Below are 18,043 nucleotides of genomic sequence, written 5' to 3' on the forward strand. Positions count from 1 at the left end.
ACTCTCAAGTCGGCGGGCCGGAATGGCACGCTTTCGGGTGGAAAAGTGCGCTCAATCTCGACGAAAAACAATCACCATAGCATGTGACGCATTGTTTCCATTCGGAGACAATCGGCCCTCAAGGCTTGTAACCAAGCCGTTGATTGCCCCATTGCCGCCCGCCGACCGTGATGGGCACCGTCATGTCCTTCATGAGAACGAACGCCCCGCCGCCCATGTCACGCAGATAGCTTTGGATCAGGAAGGGCTTGGTATTGGCGCCGGCGGCCTTGCCCGTTCGGTCGGTGAAGATGCGCCGATTGCGGCAATTGGCGGCGTTCCAGACCGGGTCGTCGGGTCGCTGGGGCTTGGAATAGACCAGATTGTGGGTCGGCAGATAGCCGTTGATGTCCACCGCCGCGCAGAAGGCCACCCGTTCGTCCACTTCCAGCATCGGCTCTTGCAGAGGTGGCAGGATGCGATCCAGCACGTCGGTATATCGCGTCGTATGCTGCTTCGGGTTGCTGCCCTCCACGGGGCGATAGTCGGTGTCGAACAGATCATCCATGGTTAGCTCGCCGGTGGCGACCGCCTTCTCGAAAGCATCGGCGACGGCATGCGCGGTCGCCGTCAACCGTTCGATCAGCGGCTGGTCGAGGGCGATATTCGCCTCGATGAAGCGATGCAGCGCGTCGCCCTGGCCGCCGTCGAGGGCAAGGTGCCCCGCCGCCACCGTTCCGCTTAAGGTTCCCAGACCGTCGATCCGCACGCGTGTCGGGCCGTCGGGGACCGCGTCCGCCTGGCCCTCGGCCGGTGCGATCGCGCAACCGGAGGAATCCAATCCGTCGAGAGCGACGCGCCGTGCCCCGCTCCCACTTCCCTGCCAGCCGATCAGGGTGACCGGCAGGACCGCGGGCTCATATTCCCCCTTTCGGGTCTTGGTGTCGGCGATGGCGGTGCCGAGGCGTCCTTCCAGTGCCGCCACCATGTTCTTCATCTGCTCGGCCCGCTCGCGTTGGCCGTCGGCTAGGCGGCTGGTTTCCTCCACCTCCTGCGAGACGGAGCCGAGCGCGTCCGCCACCGCATGCGCCCCGCGCGAGGTTTCCTGCGCGTTATGCCCGATCTCGTCGATCGCCTTCATTTGCTCCGACACGGCTTCGGCGGCTTCGTTGGAGCAGGATTCGACCTCGCCGATCGCGCCCTCGATCGTCTTGATCGCCTCGACCGCGCGCTTGGTGACCTGCTGGATTTCCTCGATCTGGGCGGCGATCTCCTTGGTCGCGTCGGCGGTTTGCCGGGCCAGCGACTTGACCTCGCTGGCGACGACCGCGAAGCCCTTGCCGGCCTCCCCGGCGCGCGCCGCCTCGATCGTGGCGTTGAGGGCGAGCAGGTTGGTCTGGCTGGCGATGTCGTTGATCAGCTTCACGATGGCGCCGATCTTGTCCGACGCGTCGGCCAGCGTGCCGACCACCTCGGCCGCGCGGCGGGTCTCGGCGACCGCGCCCTGCGATTGGGTGCTGGTGCGGCCGACCTGGCTCTCGATCGTGGCGGCGGAGGCGGCGAGCTGTTCCGTCGCCACGGCCACCGCATCGATGCTGTCGCTTGCCTGGGAGGCGGTCTGGGTCAGTTCCTCGCACAGCCGCGTCACGGTCGCCAGCGCCTGCGCGATCCCCTCCGCCGCCTCGCCCATATGGGCGCCGGTGGCATTGGCCTGGGCGACGGTGCCCTCGATCTCGCCCTGGAGTGCGTCGGCGAGCGTCATCAACTCGCGTCGTTGCCATAGGATGGCCCGATCGATTTCTCTTTGGTTGGGAAGCGACGCCCCCGCGTCGGTTCGCATATCGCTCGACTGGCGATTCTCGTCCATCGGGATTTTCCTCCACTGCGCCCTGGTGCGGCCGATATTCGCGGCGGCACATGTCGCCCTCTTCGAGGGGCGAGCCCATGCCGGACGACGGGGAGGCTCTTCGTGGCCCGCTATCAATCCCGAAGCCCATCGAACGCGAACGCGCCGATAGGTATTTCATAGAACGATTCTCGTTACGATACCAAACTGTAACAAACGGATGCCCCATGCTCGGCGTTCGCGACGATTGTTCGTATACGAATGAAATTGACCCTATCCCGGAATTCGGAGACGCTTTCGCCGGACATGACCGAAGGTCATTTGGCGCTCCACGTGGCGGCCCGCTACTTGACCGGGGCCATGGGAACGGGATTGAGCGATGGCGACACGAATCGTCGGCTGCGATGTCGGCGGCACCTTCACCGATCTGATCCTGCTCGAGACCGGGGGGGATGGCGCGCCGGGAAGCGGGAGCGGGAGGGATGCCGTCCGCACGCGCACCCGCATCGCCAAGGTGCCGACCACCCTCGACAATCAGGCGTTCGGGGTGCTGCGCGCGCTGGAGGCCGCCGACGCGGCGCCGGAGACGCTGGATGCGCTGGTCCACGGCACGACGACGACGACCAATGCGCTGCTGGAGCGTAAGCTGGCCAGGACCGGGCTGATCACCACCAGGGGATTCCGCGATGTGCTGGAACTGGGCCGGCGCACGCGGCCCAGCAGCTATGGGTTGAAGGGCGGGTTCACGCCGTTGATCCCGCGCGAATTGCGCCTTGAGGTGGCGGAGCGGATGGATGCCGACGGCGGCGTCGTCATCCCGCTGGACGAGGCGGCGGTGCGCGCGGCGGCGGAACAGTTGGCGGCGGCGGGTTGCCAGGCGCTGGTGATCCATTTCCTGCATGCCTACAAGAATCCCGCCCATGAGCGCCGCGCGATGGAGATCGCGCGCGATGTCTGGCCCAACGCCTATGTCACCGCCGGCCATCAGGTCCTGAGCGAATATCGCGAATATGAGCGCGGCGTGACCGCGACCGTGAATGCCGCCGTGCAACCGATCCTGGAGCGTTATATCGCCCGGCTGGTAGCGGAACTCTCGGGGCGCGGCTATCGCCACGACCTGCTGGTAATGCAGGGTAACGGCGGCGTCGTCTCCGGCCGCATCGTGGCGGAGAGCGCGGTCAACACGGTGATGTCCGGCCCGGCCTCCGGCGTGATGGCGGCGGCCTATACGGGCGCCGCGGCGGGGCACCCAAACCTCGTCACCTTCGACATGGGCGGGACGAGTTGCGATGTCGGCCTGATCAAGGACGGCGTGCCTCAGGTCTCCAACGAGTTGGAGATCGAATACGCCATGCCGGTCCATGTTCCGATGGTGGATGTCCACACGATCGGCGCCGGCGGCGGCTCCATCGCCGCGATCGACGAGGGCGGCCTGCTGCGTGTCGGACCGGAAAGCGCGGGCGCGACGCCCGGTCCCATCTGCTATGGCCGGGGCGGGGAGGCGCCGACCATCACGGACGCCAATCTGGTGCTCGGCCGGCTCGACGCGCAGGCGCTGCTCGCCGTCGACAATCCGGTCGGGATAGAGGATGTGCGCGCGGCGATCGCGACGCGGCTCGGCGCGCCCCTCGGCCTGTCCTGGGAGGAGGCGGCGGGCGCCATTCTGCGCATCGCCAACGACAAGATGGCGGGCGCGGTGCGCATGGTATCGCTCTCGCGCGGGCACGATCCGCGCGATTTCGCGCTCTTCCCCTTCGGTGGGGCGGGGCCGTTGCACGCCGCGGCCATCGCGCGCGAACTCGGCATCCCCAGCCTGCTGGTGCCCGCGCGGCCGGGGATCACCAACGCGCTCGGCTGCGTGGTGGCGGATGTGCGTCACGACTATGTGCAGACGATCAACGAGCCGCTCGACAAGGTGGATATGGACCTCGTTCACCGCACGCTGGCCGATCAGATCGCGGCGGGCCGCGAGACCATCGCCCGCGAGGGGGTCTCGGTCGAGGATATCCGGATCGTCCACGGCGCCGACATGCAGTTCGTCGGGCAGAGCCATCTGCTCTCCGTGCCCCTCGCGGAGGCCGGGGTCGATCGCGGAACGCTGCAAGACGCCTTCGAATGGGTCTATTGGGAACGGTTCGAGGTCGCCCTGCCGGAAATCAAGGCGAACCTCGTCAACCTGCACACGGCCGTTATCGGCAAGCGGCCGGCGGTCGATCTTTCCAACCTGATCGACGAGGAGCGGGCGGCCGATCTTGACGGCGCGCGCCTCGGCCGGCGATCGGTCTGGTTCGAGGGCGAGGGCTGGGTCGACACGCCGCGCTATGCCCGGGGCAAGCTGGCCGCCGGGTTCGAGATCGAAGGCCCCGCGATCGTCGAGCAGCTCGACACCACGGTCCTGATCGAACCCGGCATGCGCGCCGTGGTCGATGTGCTGGGCAATCTCGAAATCCGGATAGAAGCCCGGACCGGGAGGGGATGAGCATGGCGGAGGCGAAGGATATGGCGGACGAAACCGCGATCGACCCCGTGACCCTGACGGTGATTCAGAACGGCCTCGCCCAGGTCTGCAACGAGATGGACCTGGCCTTCTGCCGGGCGGCCTTCTCGCCGGTCATCTCGGAGGCGATGGACCGTTCCGACGGGATCTATGCCGCCGGGGACGGTGCGCTGATCGCGCAGGGCGATCTCGGCCTGCCGGTTTTCGTCGGCACCATGCAATACGGCACCCAGGCGGTGATCGAGCGGGTGACGGACCCAAGGCCCGACGATGTCGTCATCTGCAACGACCCCTATCTGGGCGGCACGCATCTGATGGATGTGCGGTTCTATCGGCCGTTCTTCTATCGGGGGGAGTTGTTCTGCTGGCTCGCCAATACCGGCCATTGGCCGGATACGGGCGGGATGGTGCCGGGCGGTTTCTCCGCGCGCGCGACGGAGGTCGAGCAGGAGGGGCTGCGCCTGCCGCCGGTGAAACTCTTCAAGCAGGGCGAACTCGATCCCGAGATTCTGGCGATCATCCAATCGAATATCCGCATCTCCGAACAGCGCATCGGCGATATCAAGGCCCAGGCGGCGGCGCTGAAGATCGGAGATAAGCGGCTGACGGCGCTGCTGGACCGCTATGGGGCGGAGACGGTGAAGGCGGCGATCGCCCAGCTCCGCGCGCGTTCCAGCCAACTGATGCGCGCCAAGATCGCCACCATCCCCGACGGCACCTATGAGGGCGAGGCCTTCGTCGATAGCGACGGCGTGGTGGACGAGCCGCTGCGCATCGCCATGCGCATCACGGTCGCGGGCGAGGAAATGACCTTCGACATGTCGGAAAGCTCGCCACCCTGCCGCGGGCCGATGAACAGCGTGATCGCAACGACGCGTTCCTCCGTCTATCTGGCGATGAAGCACATCTTCCCCGACGTGCCGCTGAATGCCGGAACCTACGAGCCGCTGCATATTGTCGATCCCCGGGGCACCTTCCTCTATGCGGAATATCCGCGTCCCGTTTCCGGCTGCGCGGCAGAGGTGTCCCAACGCATCGCGGAGGCGGTGTTCGCCGCGCTGACCAAGGCTATTCCGGACCAGCTCTTCGCCGCGCCGGCGGGCTCCAGCGGCAATTTCGCGCTCGGTGGGCACGACCCGGTGAAGGGACGGTCCTATGTGATGTATGTGATCTCCGGCGGCGGCTATGGCGGCTATGCCGAGGGGGATGGCCTCACGAACGGCTGCTCCACCATCGGGATTTCCAAGTCCCAGCCGGTCGAGGTGTTGGAGCAGTATTTCCCCGTCCTCTTCCACGAATATGCGTTGCATGAGGGCTCGGGCGGGGCGGGCGCGTCGCGCGGTGGCTTCGGGCTCAACTATGCGCTCTCCGTCCGGCGGGGGGAGGCGCGGGCCTCCATGGTGATGGATCACGGCCGCACCGGCCCGCAGGGTGTGCTGGGCGGTAAGGACGGCGGGCCGAACAGGGTGCGCGTCGATTTCGCCGACGGGAAAAGTCACGCGCCCGCCCATCTCTCGAAGGATCAGGATATCGCCATCGGGCCGGGCGACGTGGTGCGGGTCTCCACCCCCGGCGGGGGCGGATATGGCGCGCCCTTCGCGCGCGATCCGGCCAAGGTGGCCGCCGACGTCGCGCGCGGCTATTACAGCGCCGAGGAGGCGGCCGCCCTGTTCGGCGTCGCGCTCGACGAGGGCGGCGTGGTGGACGCGGCCGCGACCGCGCGGCTGCGCGGGACGTGAGCGGGCGGGCAGGGAAGAGGTGGCCTATCGCGTCGGCGGGTTGGTCGCGCGGCACATCGCGTCGGCGCGGGATTTGAACAGCTTCTCCTGCGCGTCCTCGATCATGCCCTCCGCGCGCATCTGGTCGATATCCCCGAAGCGTTCGTCCCGGCAGGCGCGATAGGCGGCGAGCGCCGGGTCCTCGCTTACCGTGGCCGCGGCGGGAAACAACGTCTCGCGCTCGTACCAGACGAGGAAGCCGGCGGCCGCCAGCACCACCCCGGCGGCGGCGAGGCGCGCCGGCCGCCCGTCGAGGGCCGAGCGGGACCGACCGGCATCGTCATCGAAACCCGTATCACCCATTTCCGGGGCGCCTCCATCCACGTTCGCCGGATAGCCGCGACGACCATATCAGATTTCCGGGGGCGTGTCGGCGTCCAACGGCCTCGATTGACAGGCGCGGCCGGTGGGGCTATCGCCCAACGACGCGCGCCCCCGAGACCCGCCCGAGAGCAAGGATCGGTTCCATGTACGAAAATCCCGTCATCACCGTCGTCGGGCTCGGCTATGTCGGCTTGCCGCTGGCCGTGGCGCTGGCCCGTCATTTCGAGGTGATGGGCTATGACATCGACGAGAAGCGGATTGCCGAACTGCGCTCCGGTCACGACCGAACGGGGGAGTTGAGCCGGGGCGAACTGACCGACAGCGCGCTGGAATATGTGACCGATCCCGAGGCGCTGAAAGAGGCGCATATCTTCATCGTTACCGTGCCGACGCCGGTCGATGCGGAGAACAAGCCCGATCTGCGCGCGGTAGAAAGCGCGTCGCGCTTCGTCGGCTCGTTGATCCGCATGGGCTCCGTCGTCGTTTATGAAAGCACGGTCTATCCCGGCTGCACGGAGGCGTTCTGCGGCCCGATCCTGGAGGCGGAATCGGACCTGATCGCGGGACAGGATTTCTTCCTCGGCTATTCGCCGGAACGGATCAATCCGGGCGACAAGGTGCACCGCGTCGACAGCATCACCAAGGTCGTGGCGGGCCAGACCGAGAAAGTCGCCCAGTTGCTGGCCCAGGTCTATGGTGCGATGAATGGCAACGATACCTTCATCGCCCGCGATATCCGCACGGCCGAGGCGTCCAAGGTGATCGAGAACGCCCAGCGCGACATCAACATCGCCTTCGTCAACGAGATCGCGGAGATCTTCGGCAAGATGGGCCTCTCCATCTACGACGTGCTGGAAGCCGCGAACACGAAATGGAACTTCCTGCCCTTTAGCCCGGGGTTGGTCGGCGGGCACTGCATCGGGGTCGATCCCTATTACCTCGCCCATGCGGCGGAGAAGATTGGCGTCGATCCCCGGGTCATCCTTTCCGGCCGGCGGATCAACGACAACATGGCGCGGTCGATCGCCGCGCGTCTCGACGCGGAACTGCCGCGCGGCGCGCGGATCTTGATGCTGGGCTTCACCTTCAAGGAGAACGTGCCCGACATCCGCAACACGAAGGTGATCGACCTCGTCCGCGCGCTGGAGGAGAAAGGCCACGACGTCGCGGTTTACGATCCCATCGCCGACGCCGATGAGATCCGCGCGCATTACGACCTCTCCGTGATCGAGACGCCGGAACTGGCCTATGACGCCGTGGTCGGCGCCGTGCCGCATAGCGGCTTCGCGGAATTGCCGTTGCGCGGGCTGGTGCGGGCGGACGGTCTGGTCGCCGACATCAAGGGGATATGGCGCAAGCGCTCGGTCCCGCAGGGCTTGCGCTACTGGACGCTTTAGGTCGGCCGGGCCGGGCCGCCTATCCCAGCAGCACGCCCGCGCGCATGCCGATGACGAGTTGCCCCAGGAAGAAATCCGCCGCCGCCAGTCCGATCGCCACGCCCATCGGGCAGTCGAAGACGCGCCGGGCGAGCTTTATCCGGAACAGGATCAGCCAGAACATCAGCACGATCCCCGGCAGGCCCAGCGTCCCGCCGGTGGCCCCGAATCCGACCAGGATACCCGTCGCGATGACGGAGGCCGGGACGATCACCCAGTTATAGGCGCTGATATAGCGAGCATAAGCCTCCGGCTGCTTCAGCACCAGATCGCAAATCATCACCATGGCCAGCGGCCAATAGACCACGTCGATCGCATAGGCCGAAAGCTCCGCGATCAACCGCGTGAGCCAGGGCACATCCTCCGCCGCCGTGCCGCCGTCGAGGGTCAGCGCGATCAGCAGATGCAGCGGCAGCACGAGGACCGGCGCCCAGAAGCTTTTCCACACATCCTCGATATCGTCGCCGAAACGCGGCAGTTGCTTGGCGTCGAAGGTCAGGAAGAAGCGGAAGGCGGCCTCGATCCGGCCGGCGGCCTCGGCGGGGGATATGGGGTGAAGTCGCATCGCGTCCGGCGCTCCCCGCCGGTCAGGCGCGCGCGAAATAGCCGGCGATCACCCGGCCATAGATTCGCGTCAGTGCCGCTATATCCGAGACGGATACCCGCTCGTCCACCTTGTGCATGGTCTGTCCGACCAAACCGAAATCGACCACCATGGGGCAGTAGTCCTTGATGAAGCGACTGTCGGACGTGCCGCCGGTGGTGCTGGGCGCGCAGGTCTCGCCGGTTTCGGTCAGGCAGGCCTCCGCGATCAATTCGCTCAACAGGCAGGGCGGGGTGACGAAGCTCTCCCCGGAGACGCGCACCTCGAAGTCATAGCGCGCATCCTCGCCCGCCGCCTCCGCCAGCACGGCGCGCAGCCGTTCCTCCAGCGAGGCGCCGCTATGCAGATCGTTGAAACGGATGTTGAAGACGGCCCGCGCTTCCCCCGGCACGATATTGGTCGCGCTGTTGCCGACATCCACGGTGGAAATGGCGAGGGTCGAGGGCTGGAAATGCTCCGACCCCCGGTCGAGTTCCATCGCCAGTAGCGCGTTCAGCATGCGCACGATCCGGTGCGCGGCATTGTCCGCCAGATGGACGTATCCGGTATGGCCCTGCACCCCGTGAACGGTAAGGAAGCCGTTCAGGCTGCCGCGCCGGCCGATCTTCATCATCTCGCCCAGGCGCGTGGGGTTCGTCGGCTCGCCGGTGATGCAGGCGTCGATCCGCTCCCCCCGTTCCGCCAGGGCGGGCAGCATCTTGCGCGTGCCGTTGATCGAGGGGCCTTCCTCGTCGCCGGTGATCAGCAGGCTGATGGAGCCGCGTCCGGCCTTTCCCTCTCCCCCGTCACCGGCCAGATAGGCCGCCGCCGCGGCGACGAAGCAGGCGATCGCGCCCTTCATGTCGCTCGCCCCCCGGCCGAAGAGCGTGCCGTCGATCACCTCCGCGGCGAAGGGATCGACCGTCCAGCCGGCGGGGTTGCCGACCGGCACCACGTCGGTATGTCCGGCGAAGCAGAGGTTCGGACCCTCCCGCCCGATGCGGGCATAGAGATTGTCGACCGGGTCGGTCCCCGCCTCCTCGAAGGGCAGGCGGATGCAATCGAAGCCGAGTTTCTCCAGAACCTCCTGCAGCAGGTCGAGCGCGCCGCCCTCCGCCGGTGTCACGCTCTCGCACCGGATCAGGTCGCGGGCGAGCGCCAGCGCGTCGATCCTCGGGCCCTCACTCGGGTGTTCCTGATGCGTGCGGGTCTCGTCCGGCATGGGGGGGCGGGGCTCCTGTCTCGGTACCCTTGTCTCAGGTGCGCAGCAATTCGGTGATCGAGGTCTTGGAGCGCGTCCTGTCATCGACGCGCTTGACGATCACGGCGCAATAGAGACCCGGGCCCGGGCTGCCGTCCGGCAGGTCCTTGCCGGGCATGGTGCCGGGCACGACGACGGCGTTGGCCGGTACGCGGCCGGTGAAGATCTCGCCCGTCGTGCGGTCGACGATCTTGGTCGAGGCGCCGATATAGACGCCCATGGAGAGGACGGCGCCGCTTTCCACGATCACGCCCTCGGCCACCTCGGCGCGCGCGCCGATGAAGGCGCCGTCCTCGATGATGACGGGGCCCGCCTGCAGCGGCTCCAGCACGCCGCCGATACCGGCGCCGCCTGAGAGGTGGACGCCCTTGCCGATCTGCGCGCACGAGCCGACGGTCGCCCAGGTGTCGACCATCGTGCCCTCGTCCACATAGGCGCCGAGATTGACGAAGCTCGGCATCAGCACGACGCCCTTGGCGATATAGGCGGAGCGGCGCACGACGCAGTTCGGCACGGCGCGGAAGCCGGCCTCGCGGAATTCCTTCTCGCCCCAGCCGGAGAACTTGCTGGGCACCTTGTCCCACCAATTGGCGTCGCCGCCGGGACCGCCCGCGATCGTCGTCATGTCGTTCAGGCGGAAGGACAGCAGCACCGCCTTCTTCAGCCACTGATTGACCGTCCAGCCGTCGTCGCCCTTCTCGGCCACGCGCGCGGCCCCGGAATCGAGCAGGTTGAGCGCGTCATCGACCGCTTCGCGGATCGCGCCGCCGGTCTTTGCGTCGATCTCGCCGATCTTGTTGTCGAAGGCGTCGTCGATGGTCGCTTGCAGGTCTTCATGGGCCATGGCGCGCGCGTTCCTTCCCGTTTCCTCGCGTGCTTGGAGGGCGTCGTCCCGGATCGCGCGATCCGGGCCGGGTCCGTCCGAATGGCGCGCACTCTACCGACCGGACCTAGGGCGTCAAGCGGCGCACGCGCGGCCGGAGGAAGCGCGCGAGCGCTATTTCACGACGACGACCGTGCAGTCGGCGAGCGAGGTGACCTTGTGGCTGACGGAGCCGAGCAGCGCGGCCTCCAGATCGCCCAGGCCGCGGCTGCCGATCACCGCGCAATCCACCTTCGTGCGCTTGATATAGTCGCAGATGGTGCGTGCCGGCTGCCCCTCCAGCACGACGGTCTCCACCCGCACCGTCTCGCGCGATTTGGCACGTTTCTTGGCCTCGTCCAGCACGCCTTCCGTCATCGGCTCCAGGACATAGGTCGCCTCGCCCATCAGGCTCTCGCTCTGGAAGAATTCCTTCAGTTTCGGCGATAGTTTCATGGGCTTGGCGACGGTCAGGATCGTCAGTGTCGCGCCGAACTTCTCCGCCATCTCGCTCGCCACCTCGACCGAGCGCAGCGAATGTTCCGAGCCGTCGACGGCGCATAGAATCTTCTTGAACATGGCTTTCCCCCTTGTTTCCCCCGCGAAGTGTTCACCCCGGCGGACAGCCTAGCCGGGTTTCTTGCACGGGGGCCAGCGCAATACTGTTCCCTTCGCGCCGGTTTCGCCCTCTTCAGGGGCGTCGGTGGGAAGTGTCCATGCCCTCGATCGCTACCGAAAGCGGCGATGACGGCGTGGGCGCTTGCGTGCCGTCCTCTGGGGGACTACGTAAACCGTCATGCAACAGCCCGTGCGCATCGCCCCGTCGATTCTGTCCGCCGACTTCGCGAGGTTGGGGGAGGAGGTGCGCGCCATCGACGCCGCCGGCGCGGATTATATCCATATCGATGTGATGGACGGCCATTTCGTGCCCAATATCACGATCGGCCCCGCCGTCGTCGCGGCGCTGCGCCCGCACAGCGACAAGGTGTTCGACGCGCACCTGATGATCGCGCCGGCCGATCCCTACCTGGAAGCCTTCGCGCAGGCCGGGGCCGACATCATCTCCATCCATCCGGAGGCGGGGCCGCATCTCCATCGCTCGCTCCAGACCATCAAGGCGCTCGGCCGGAAGGCGGGGGTCGTTCTCAATCCCGCGACGCCGGTCGCGGTGGTGGCGGAGGTGCTGGACCTGATCGACCTGGTGCTGGTGATGTCGGTCAATCCCGGCTTCGGCGGGCAGAGCTTCATCGAGAGTCAATTGCCGAAGATCGAACGGCTGCGCGCGATGATCGACGCGAGCGGCCGCGCGATCGATCTGGAGGTCGATGGCGGCGTCAACCGGGAGACCGCGCGGCGCTGCATCGCCGCCGGCGCGGATGTCCTGGTCGCCGGCAGCGCCACCTTCAAGGGCGGTCCGTCCGCCTATGCCGAGAACATCGCCCGCCTGCGCGGGTAGGAATCCGTCCACGTCACCCAGGGGTCGCCGCGCGCCATGGATGAGGACCCGTCACCGCCCAGCCGCTTTTGGTCCGGCCTGAAATACGGCGCGGTCAAGGCCGCGCGCGGGGCCGGTCTCTATGGCGTGATGCTGACCGGCCGGCGCGCCCCGCCGCCGATGCTGGTGCCGCCCGCGCCCTTCTCCGGCGATCCGGAGCGCGGCGCCGACATCGTCGATGGCGCCTTCGTCTTCGCCGGGGAGCGGATCGCCCAGGCCCGCAATCCGTGGAGCGCGATCGGCGCCGGTCCCGGCTGGCTGGAGAGTGCCAACGGCTTCGGCTGGCTCGACGATCTGGTCGCTCATGGCGGGCAGGTGGCGCAGGGCAGGGCCCGTGCGCTGGTCGCCGATTGGATCGCCGCCGATCAGGCCGGCAAGCTGGAGGCGGAGACGGTCGCCTGGCGCGCGGACGTAACCGGGCGCCGGGTCTGGTCGTGGCTTACCCGCTATGCCTGGTTGGTCGAAGGGGCGGAGGCGTCGGATCGCGATGCGTTGCTGGAGAGCCTGGGCCGCCAGGTCCGCCATCTCGCCCGCGTCGCCGGGCACGAGGGGCGGGACGAAGGGCGCCTGACCGGCATCGCCGGTTTCGTGGTGGCGACGCTCTGCCTGGAGAGCTGGGCGGAGGAACGCCGGACCGCGATCGGCCTGCTGGCGGACGAGGTGTCCCGCGCGATCCTGCCGGACGGCTGTCACGCGACGCGCAGTCCGCGCGTGCAGGTGGCGGTGCTCAAGGATCTGACGGCGCTGCGCGAGGTCTTCCGGGCGGTGCAGTTGGAAGTCCCGACCGCGCTTCAGACCGCGATCGACCGGATGGCACCGATGGTGCGCTTCTTCCGCCATGGCGATGGCGGGCTTGCCCTCTTCAACGACAGCCGCGAGGGCGACCCGGCGGAGATCGATGCGGTCCTGGCGCTCGCCGACGCGCGCGGCCGTCCCCCGAAACGCGCGCCGCATGGGGGGTTCGAGCGTCTGGTGGCCGGACGGTTGACATTGCTGGCCGATACCGGCGCGCCGCCGGCGGACGGCTATGACGGCCATGCCCATGCCGGTGCCCTTTCGATGGAGGTGAGCGCGGGACAGGAACGCCTGATCGTCAATTGCGGCGCGGCGCTTCGCCCCGACGGCGAATGGTCCTCGGCCCAGCGCGCGACGGCGGCCCATTCGGTGCTGGGCGTCGCCGATACGAACAGCACGGAAATCCTGACCCGCGGCGGCGGCATCGTCGGACGGCGGCGCGCGCGCACCGAGTGCGAGCGGCGCGAGGCGGAGGAGAATATCTGGATCGAGGCCGGACATGACGGCTATTGGCGGAATTTCGGCCTGACCTATCGCCGCCGCCTGTTCCTGGCCGCCGGCGGGGACGATCTGCGCGGCGAGGAGGCGCTGGAGGGCGAGGCCGGCCATCCCTTCACGGTGCGCTTTCATCTGCATCCGAAGGTGCAGGTCTCGCTTCTGCATAATCACACGGCCGCGCTGTTGCGCACGCCGTCCGGCCAGGGATGGCGCCTGCGGGCATCGGGCGCGGACATGGCGCTGACGGACAGCGTCTATCTCGGCCGGGGCGAGGGACGGCGCGGCCAGCAGCTCATCCTGACCGGGGTGACGACGGAGGCGGGCGCCACCGTCAAATGGGCCCTGCAGCGCGAGGCGAGGAAGGGATAGGGCGCGCCCGCGCGCCCTGCCGCCGCCCCTATTCGTCGATGTCCTCGCCGCGCTCGCGGGCGGCGAAATAGTCGCCGGTGGTACGGGGGCGGGGGCGGTCGCCGCCGCGGAAGATTTCTCCCTCGCCCGCATCGAAGACCGCCTGGACGCGGCAATCCTCGCACATCTTGAGGCGTTCCATCTGGCCGCCCTTGAACATCCAATGCTTGTCGCCGAGCGTCGCGAGCATCTTCTCGATCGTGCTCTTGGAGGCGAAGGGCTTGCCGCAGGACACGCACTCGAACGGCTCCTCCTCCTTTATGACATGGCGTTCGGCGGCGTCGTCGCGGAAATTGTAGCGCGGCTCCAGGCTGATCACCTTCTCCGGGCAGGTGTTCTTGCACAGGCCGCATTGGATGCAGGCATCCTCCGAGAAGGAAAGCTGCGGCATGTCCGGATTGTCGCCGAGCGCGCCCGTCGGGCACGCCCCCACGCAGGCGAGGCAGAGCGTGCAGCCCGCCACGTCGACATGCACCGTCCCGAAGGCCGCCCCCTTGGCCAGCGCGATGTGATCGCGCGGGTCGGGCGCGTGCTTGCGCAGATGCGCGCTCGCCAGACGCAGATTGGTGCGTTTCCTCTCTTGCGGGGCGAAGGCGGCGGCTTTGGGCATGGACAGCTTGCGCCGCGCCGCCGGGCTGTCATGCAGCGCGTCCTCCAGCGCGTCGGGATCGGCGGCGGTCAGCACCTCGACCAATCCGCTTTCATAGCCGAGGCCGCCCAGCATGGTCTCGACCAGGCCGGTCTGATGGGCGAGGCCCTCCAGTTCGTCCCGCTTGGTGGGATGCACCAGGATCACGACGCGATGCGCGCCCATGGCGATGGCGGAGATCAGCATCTCCGCGTTAAGCTGCGTCGGCTCGTTGATCGGGACGGGGATCGTCGCGGCGGGCAGGCCGCGTCCGAAGCGGGCGGAGGCCTCGATCGTCTCGAAGCTGCGCCCTTCCGCATGGAAGAGCAGCGTCGGCCGTTTCCCGCCCGCGTCGAGATAGGTCTTGAGCAGCGTGCGCACGCGGGTCAGCAGATGCTGGTCGCGCGGATAGGCATAGCGCGCCGCCTCCGTCGGGCAGACACTGTTGCACGCCCCGCAGCCGCCGCAGACATAGGGGTCGATCGTCACATGATCGCCGTCCGGCTGGATCGCCGAGGCCGGGCATACATCCAGGCAGCGCGTGCAGCCCGTGACCCGCGCGCGGCTGTGCGCGCAGACATCCGGGTCGAAGGCGACATAGCGCGGCTTCTCGAATTCGCCGACCAGGTCGCTGGCCTGGAGGATCGCCTTCTGCACCGCGACCGGGTCGCTCGGATCGACGCGGATATAGCCGTCGCGCTTCTCGTGCGCGGGGAAGAGCGGCGCCTCCCCCGACATGTCCAGGATGATATCGCATTGGCTGGCGGCCTGGTTCGACGGCCGCCCCCAGGCCAGTTCGCCACGCGAAGCGGGATCGAGCGGGGCATAGCGGTCGACCACGATCTCGAATCCGCCGAGATGGCCGCTCGCCCCCGCGACGCGCCCGCGGGCCACCAGCAAATCCATGATGCCGAGCGGCATGACATCCCCGGGGTCGGTCAACAGAAGCGAGACGTCGAGCCGCCCCTCCAACTGCCGCGCGGCGTCGACGGCGGCCTGACCGGCACCGTAGAGCAGGCAGATGCCGGCCGATTCCATCTTCACCGTCGCGACGTCGGGACGATCCAGCGCGGCGGCGCTCAGCAGCGCGGCGATCTTCGGATGGGCCTTGTCGGCCTCCACGCTCCAGCCCGCATATTCGCGGATATTGGCGAAAAGGGGCGGGTGCGCCGGGTCCTGTCCGGTCTCGCTCAACGCCTCCTCGAAGGCGGTGCGTTCCTGGGTGCAGGCGACCAGGGTGCCCGCCCCCTCCGCCTCCGCGTCGCCGACCAGATGGGCGAAGCGCTCCAGCTCCCGCCGGCAGAGATTGCGATGCACGGGCGGCGCCTCGCCCGCCTTGTGGCCGCAGGCCTTGGCGAACTTGGCGCCGTCCAGCGGCATCGTGTCCTCGCAGTCGCAGATCAGGACGGTCTTGCCGTTGAGTTTCATGCGGGACGTCCCTTCAGCTGCCGCGCGGGACCGCCGCCGGACCCGCTGGCGCCGGAAGGGGCCGCGCGGTCAGTCCTTTCCAATCAGGCTTTTGAAGGCGCGCCATTCGACGAATCCCTGGATTCCGGGCTTCAACGAATCGGCGCGACGGATCTTCTGCTTGGGGTTGAGCGCGATGGCTTCGTATTGGACCGCATTCGGGTGGTCGAAGGCGAGTTGCACGGCCGCGCCTTCCGTCGCCGCCGCGACGATCATCACGACCGACGGGTTCGCGTCCTTGTCCGGATAACAGTCGAGCGCGTAGAGTCGCGTGACCTCCATCCGTTTCCTCCCGGCTATGCGTTCGTCGCCCGGTCTTTTGTATTCTCGCCGGGTCGCTACCCCTAGCAAAGACCGGGTAATGCGCGTTTGGCAAGAGATGAGTGGTCCTACCAATCACCTTTTCCGTCCGGTGGTTCGGCCGGTGGGGATTTGACGGCCACGGGCCATTGGTGTTGATGGAAGGGCGCGGCAGACGACTAACGGATAAGGGTAAAGCGGAATGGCGGACGATATCGAACGGGTTTCGGTCTCCATCGACATCGAGGCGGAGGGCGTGCGGCACGGTTATCTTTCCGTCCCTTACAGCCATGACGAATCCGCCTGGGGCGCGGTGCGGGTGCCGGTCGCCACGATCCGCAACGGCGACGGCCCCACGGTACTGTTCACCGCCGGCAATCACGGCGACGAATATGAAGGGCAGATCGCGCTGCATAAGCTGGTGCGGGAACTCGCCGCCGATCCGGGACAACTCTCCGGCCGGGTGATCGTCTTGCCCGCGCTGAACGCGCCCGCGGTGACGGCGGGCAAGCGAACCTCGCCGATCGACGGCGGCAATATGAACCGCTCCTTCCCCGGCGATCGTTACGGCACGGTCACGCCGATGATCGCGGATTTCGTCTATCGCCATCTGGTGCCGGCGGCGGACGCGGTGGTCGATCTGCATTCGGGGGGGCGCACGCTTTCCTTCCTGCCCTTCGCGGCGATCCATGACCTGCCCGACGCGGACCAGCGCGCGCGAAGCCTGGCCGCCATGAAGGCGTTCGGCGCGCCCTACGGCCTGATCATGACCGAACTGGACAGCGCCGGGATGCTGGACACGGCGGTGGAGGCGATGGGCAAGATATTCGTCACCACCGAGCTTGCCGGCGGCGGCACCGCCAGCGCGGAGACCGTCGCCATCGCCGACCGTGGGGTGCGCAATATCCTGAAGCATTTCGGCATGATCGCGGGCACGCCCGACATCCCCGGCGCCACCCGCTTCATGGACATGCCGGAAGGCGGCGTGCATGTCGCCGACGATCCGGGCCTGTTCGAGATCGCGGCCGATCTGGGCGCCGCCGTCTCCAAGGGCGATCTGCTGGCGCGGATCTATCCGCTGCACCGGACCGATCTGCCCGCGACGGAAATTCGCGCGCGGATCGACGGTGTCGTTCTGCAACGGCATTTCCCGGGGCTGATCAAGGTAGGCGATTGCCTGATGATCCTCGGGCGCGACATGGATTGAAGGCGCCTAAGCGCATGCGGGGGGCGGATGAGCATGGGGGTCGACGGCATCGGCGCGCTTTGGACCGTCGCCCTTATCTGGGGCGCCGCGGCGCTCGTCCCCGGGCCGGATTTCCTGGCGATCGCGCGAGCCTCGATCGGGGGCGGCCATCGGCACGGCCTCGCCTGCGTCGTGGGCGTCCTGTGCGGGACGGCGGCCTGGGGCGCGGCCGGGGTACTGGGGGTCAGCGCGCTGTTCGTGGCGGCGCCCTGGCTTTATCTGGGCTTCAAGGTCGTCGGCGGGGGATATCTGATCCTGGTTGGGCTTCAATTGCTGCGTGGTGCCCTTTGGGGCGGGACGACGGCGGCCGGGGCCCCATCCGTCGCCGCGCGGGGTGACGCGACGGCGTGGCGGAGCTTCACGCGGGGGCTGGCGGCCAATCTCTCCAATCCCAAGACGGCGATCTTCGTCGCCAGTATCTTCGCGACCATCCTGCCGCCGAGCCCGTCGGCCGCGCTCGCGCTCTCGACCGTCGGGGTGACGACGGGCGTCTCTCTTCTCTGGTACGCGGCCGTCGCCTGCTTCCTCTCCACGCCCACGGTCCGGCGGGCCTATCAGCGCGCATGGCGCTGGCTGGCGGGGATCGCGGGCGGGCTCTTCATCCTGTTCGGCGCGCGCTTGGCGGTGGAGCGATAGGGGG

At 67.8% G+C, this 18,043-nt stretch carries 15 protein-coding genes; 7 read left to right on the forward strand and 8 right to left on the reverse strand.

All coding sequences use genetic code 11. The annotated features are described in order from the left end of the window. Window positions 1–118: 118 nt before the first annotated feature. Window positions 119–1,846, reverse strand: a complete 1,728-nt coding sequence (locus KAJ83_RS06295) for a methyl-accepting chemotaxis protein (protein WP_210681174.1) — start codon at window positions 1,844–1,846, stop codon at window positions 119–121. A gap of 358 nt (window positions 1,847–2,204) precedes the next feature. Here KAJ83_RS06295 and KAJ83_RS06300 point away from each other — a divergent pair, with 358 nt between their 5' ends. Together KAJ83_RS06300 and KAJ83_RS06305 are read left to right on the forward strand one after the other, a co-directional pair. After that, window positions 2,205–4,304, forward strand: a complete 2,100-nt coding sequence (locus KAJ83_RS06300) for a hydantoinase/oxoprolinase family protein (protein ID WP_210681175.1) — start codon at window positions 2,205–2,207, stop codon at window positions 4,302–4,304. A 2-nt stretch (window positions 4,305–4,306) separates the two neighbouring features. After that, complete coding sequence (locus KAJ83_RS06305; RefSeq protein ID WP_246484269.1) at window positions 4,307–6,061, forward strand: hydantoinase B/oxoprolinase family protein; 1,755 nt, start codon at window positions 4,307–4,309, stop codon at window positions 6,059–6,061. 24 nt (window positions 6,062–6,085) lie between these two features. On the opposite strand, the gene KAJ83_RS06310 is transcribed toward KAJ83_RS06305, so the two are convergent. Beyond that, complete coding sequence (locus KAJ83_RS06310) at window positions 6,086–6,403, reverse strand: hypothetical protein (protein WP_210681177.1); 318 nt, start codon at window positions 6,401–6,403, stop codon at window positions 6,086–6,088. Between the two features lie 164 nt (window positions 6,404–6,567). Here KAJ83_RS06310 and KAJ83_RS06315 point away from each other — a divergent pair, with 164 nt between their 5' ends. Then, window positions 6,568–7,821: a nucleotide sugar dehydrogenase gene (locus tag KAJ83_RS06315; RefSeq protein WP_210681178.1), complete on the forward strand. Its 1,254-nt coding sequence runs from the start codon at window positions 6,568–6,570 to the stop codon at window positions 7,819–7,821. Between the two features lie 19 nt (window positions 7,822–7,840). Here the strand turns inward: KAJ83_RS06315 and KAJ83_RS06320 are convergent, their stop codons facing one another. The 4 genes from KAJ83_RS06320 to KAJ83_RS06335 all read right to left on the reverse strand — a co-directional run bounded on the left by KAJ83_RS06320 (window position 7,841) and on the right by KAJ83_RS06335 (window position 11,145). Further along, a complete protein-coding gene (locus KAJ83_RS06320) occupies window positions 7,841–8,425 on the reverse strand; it encodes a hypothetical protein (RefSeq protein ID WP_210681179.1) in 585 nt (194 codons plus the stop codon). Between the two features lie 22 nt (window positions 8,426–8,447). Continuing rightward, window positions 8,448–9,665 (reverse strand): succinyl-diaminopimelate desuccinylase, encoded by a 1,218-nt coding sequence (gene dapE / locus KAJ83_RS06325; RefSeq protein WP_210681180.1) that lies wholly within the window; start codon window positions 9,663–9,665, stop codon window positions 8,448–8,450. Between the two features lie 34 nt (window positions 9,666–9,699). Continuing rightward, the gene (gene dapD, locus KAJ83_RS06330) at window positions 9,700–10,548 is read right to left on the reverse strand and encodes a 2,3,4,5-tetrahydropyridine-2,6-dicarboxylate N-succinyltransferase (protein WP_210681181.1); all 849 of its coding nucleotides are present in this window, start codon (window positions 10,546–10,548) and stop codon (window positions 9,700–9,702) included. A gap of 153 nt (window positions 10,549–10,701) precedes the next feature. After that, the gene (locus KAJ83_RS06335; RefSeq protein WP_210681182.1) at window positions 10,702–11,145 is read right to left on the reverse strand and encodes a universal stress protein; all 444 of its coding nucleotides are present in this window, start codon (window positions 11,143–11,145) and stop codon (window positions 10,702–10,704) included. Window positions 11,146–11,362: 217 nt separating this feature from the next. Between KAJ83_RS06335 and rpe the strand changes: the two genes are divergently transcribed. Both rpe and KAJ83_RS06345 read left to right on the forward strand, forming a co-directional pair. Further along, entirely contained in the window at window positions 11,363–12,022 is a 660-nt protein-coding gene (gene rpe / locus KAJ83_RS06340) for a ribulose-phosphate 3-epimerase (protein WP_210681183.1), read from the forward strand. A gap of 36 nt (window positions 12,023–12,058) precedes the next feature. Further along, on the forward strand, window positions 12,059–13,723 hold the full coding sequence (locus KAJ83_RS06345; protein WP_210681184.1) for a heparinase II/III family protein: 1,665 nt from the start codon (window positions 12,059–12,061) through the stop codon (window positions 13,721–13,723). 28 nt (window positions 13,724–13,751) lie between these two features. Here KAJ83_RS06345 and KAJ83_RS06350 read toward each other — a convergent pair whose 3' ends face one another. Together KAJ83_RS06350 and KAJ83_RS06355 are read right to left on the reverse strand one after the other, a co-directional pair. Beyond that, on the reverse strand, window positions 13,752–15,818 hold the full coding sequence (locus tag KAJ83_RS06350; RefSeq protein ID WP_210681185.1) for a 4Fe-4S dicluster domain-containing protein: 2,067 nt from the start codon (window positions 15,816–15,818) through the stop codon (window positions 13,752–13,754). A 69-nt stretch (window positions 15,819–15,887) separates the two neighbouring features. Then, window positions 15,888–16,139, reverse strand: a complete 252-nt coding sequence (locus KAJ83_RS06355) for a hypothetical protein (protein WP_210681186.1) — start codon at window positions 16,137–16,139, stop codon at window positions 15,888–15,890. 220 nt (window positions 16,140–16,359) lie between these two features. Here KAJ83_RS06355 and doeB point away from each other — a divergent pair, with 220 nt between their 5' ends. Then, a complete protein-coding gene (gene doeB / locus KAJ83_RS06360) occupies window positions 16,360–17,364 on the forward strand; it encodes a N(2)-acetyl-L-2,4-diaminobutanoate deacetylase DoeB (protein WP_210681187.1) in 1,005 nt (334 codons plus the stop codon). Window positions 17,365–17,391: 27 nt separating this feature from the next. Beyond that, a complete protein-coding gene (locus tag KAJ83_RS06365; protein WP_210681188.1) occupies window positions 17,392–18,039 on the forward strand; it encodes a LysE family transporter in 648 nt (215 codons plus the stop codon). Window positions 18,040–18,043 lie beyond the last annotated feature (4 nt).

Origin of the sequence: Marivibrio halodurans (assembly GCF_017963645.1) — a bacterium.
Lineage (GTDB): Bacteria > Pseudomonadota > Alphaproteobacteria > UBA8366 > Aestuariispiraceae > Marivibrio > Marivibrio halodurans.

Excerpts from the sequence above, each read along its gene's own strand:
- KAJ83_RS06295 (WP_210681174.1), bottom strand. The coding sequence starts at position 1,846 with ATGGACGAGAATCGCCAGTCGAGCGATATGCGAACCGACGCGGGGGCG.
- KAJ83_RS06300 (WP_210681175.1), top strand. The coding sequence starts at position 2,205 with ATGGCGACACGAATCGTCGGCTGCGATGTCGGCGGCACCTTCACCGAT.
- KAJ83_RS06305 (WP_246484269.1), top strand. The coding sequence starts at position 4,307 with ATGGCGGAGGCGAAGGATATGGCGGACGAAACCGCGATCGACCCCGTG.
- KAJ83_RS06310 (WP_210681177.1), bottom strand. The coding sequence starts at position 6,403 with ATGGGTGATACGGGTTTCGATGACGATGCCGGTCGGTCCCGCTCGGCC.
- KAJ83_RS06315 (WP_210681178.1), top strand. The coding sequence starts at position 6,568 with ATGTACGAAAATCCCGTCATCACCGTCGTCGGGCTCGGCTATGTCGGC.
- KAJ83_RS06320 (WP_210681179.1), bottom strand. The coding sequence starts at position 8,425 with ATGCGACTTCACCCCATATCCCCCGCCGAGGCCGCCGGCCGGATCGAG.
- dapE (WP_210681180.1), bottom strand. The coding sequence starts at position 9,665 with ATGCCGGACGAGACCCGCACGCATCAGGAACACCCGAGTGAGGGCCCG.
- dapD (WP_210681181.1), bottom strand. The coding sequence starts at position 10,548 with ATGGCCCATGAAGACCTGCAAGCGACCATCGACGACGCCTTCGACAAC.
- KAJ83_RS06335 (WP_210681182.1), bottom strand. The coding sequence starts at position 11,145 with ATGTTCAAGAAGATTCTATGCGCCGTCGACGGCTCGGAACATTCGCTG.
- rpe (WP_210681183.1), top strand. The coding sequence starts at position 11,363 with ATGCAACAGCCCGTGCGCATCGCCCCGTCGATTCTGTCCGCCGACTTC.
- KAJ83_RS06345 (WP_210681184.1), top strand. The coding sequence starts at position 12,059 with ATGGATGAGGACCCGTCACCGCCCAGCCGCTTTTGGTCCGGCCTGAAA.
- KAJ83_RS06350 (WP_210681185.1), bottom strand. The coding sequence starts at position 15,818 with ATGAAACTCAACGGCAAGACCGTCCTGATCTGCGACTGCGAGGACACG.
- KAJ83_RS06355 (WP_210681186.1), bottom strand. The coding sequence starts at position 16,139 with ATGGAGGTCACGCGACTCTACGCGCTCGACTGTTATCCGGACAAGGAC.
- doeB (WP_210681187.1), top strand. The coding sequence starts at position 16,360 with ATGGCGGACGATATCGAACGGGTTTCGGTCTCCATCGACATCGAGGCG.
- KAJ83_RS06365 (WP_210681188.1), top strand. The coding sequence starts at position 17,392 with ATGAGCATGGGGGTCGACGGCATCGGCGCGCTTTGGACCGTCGCCCTT.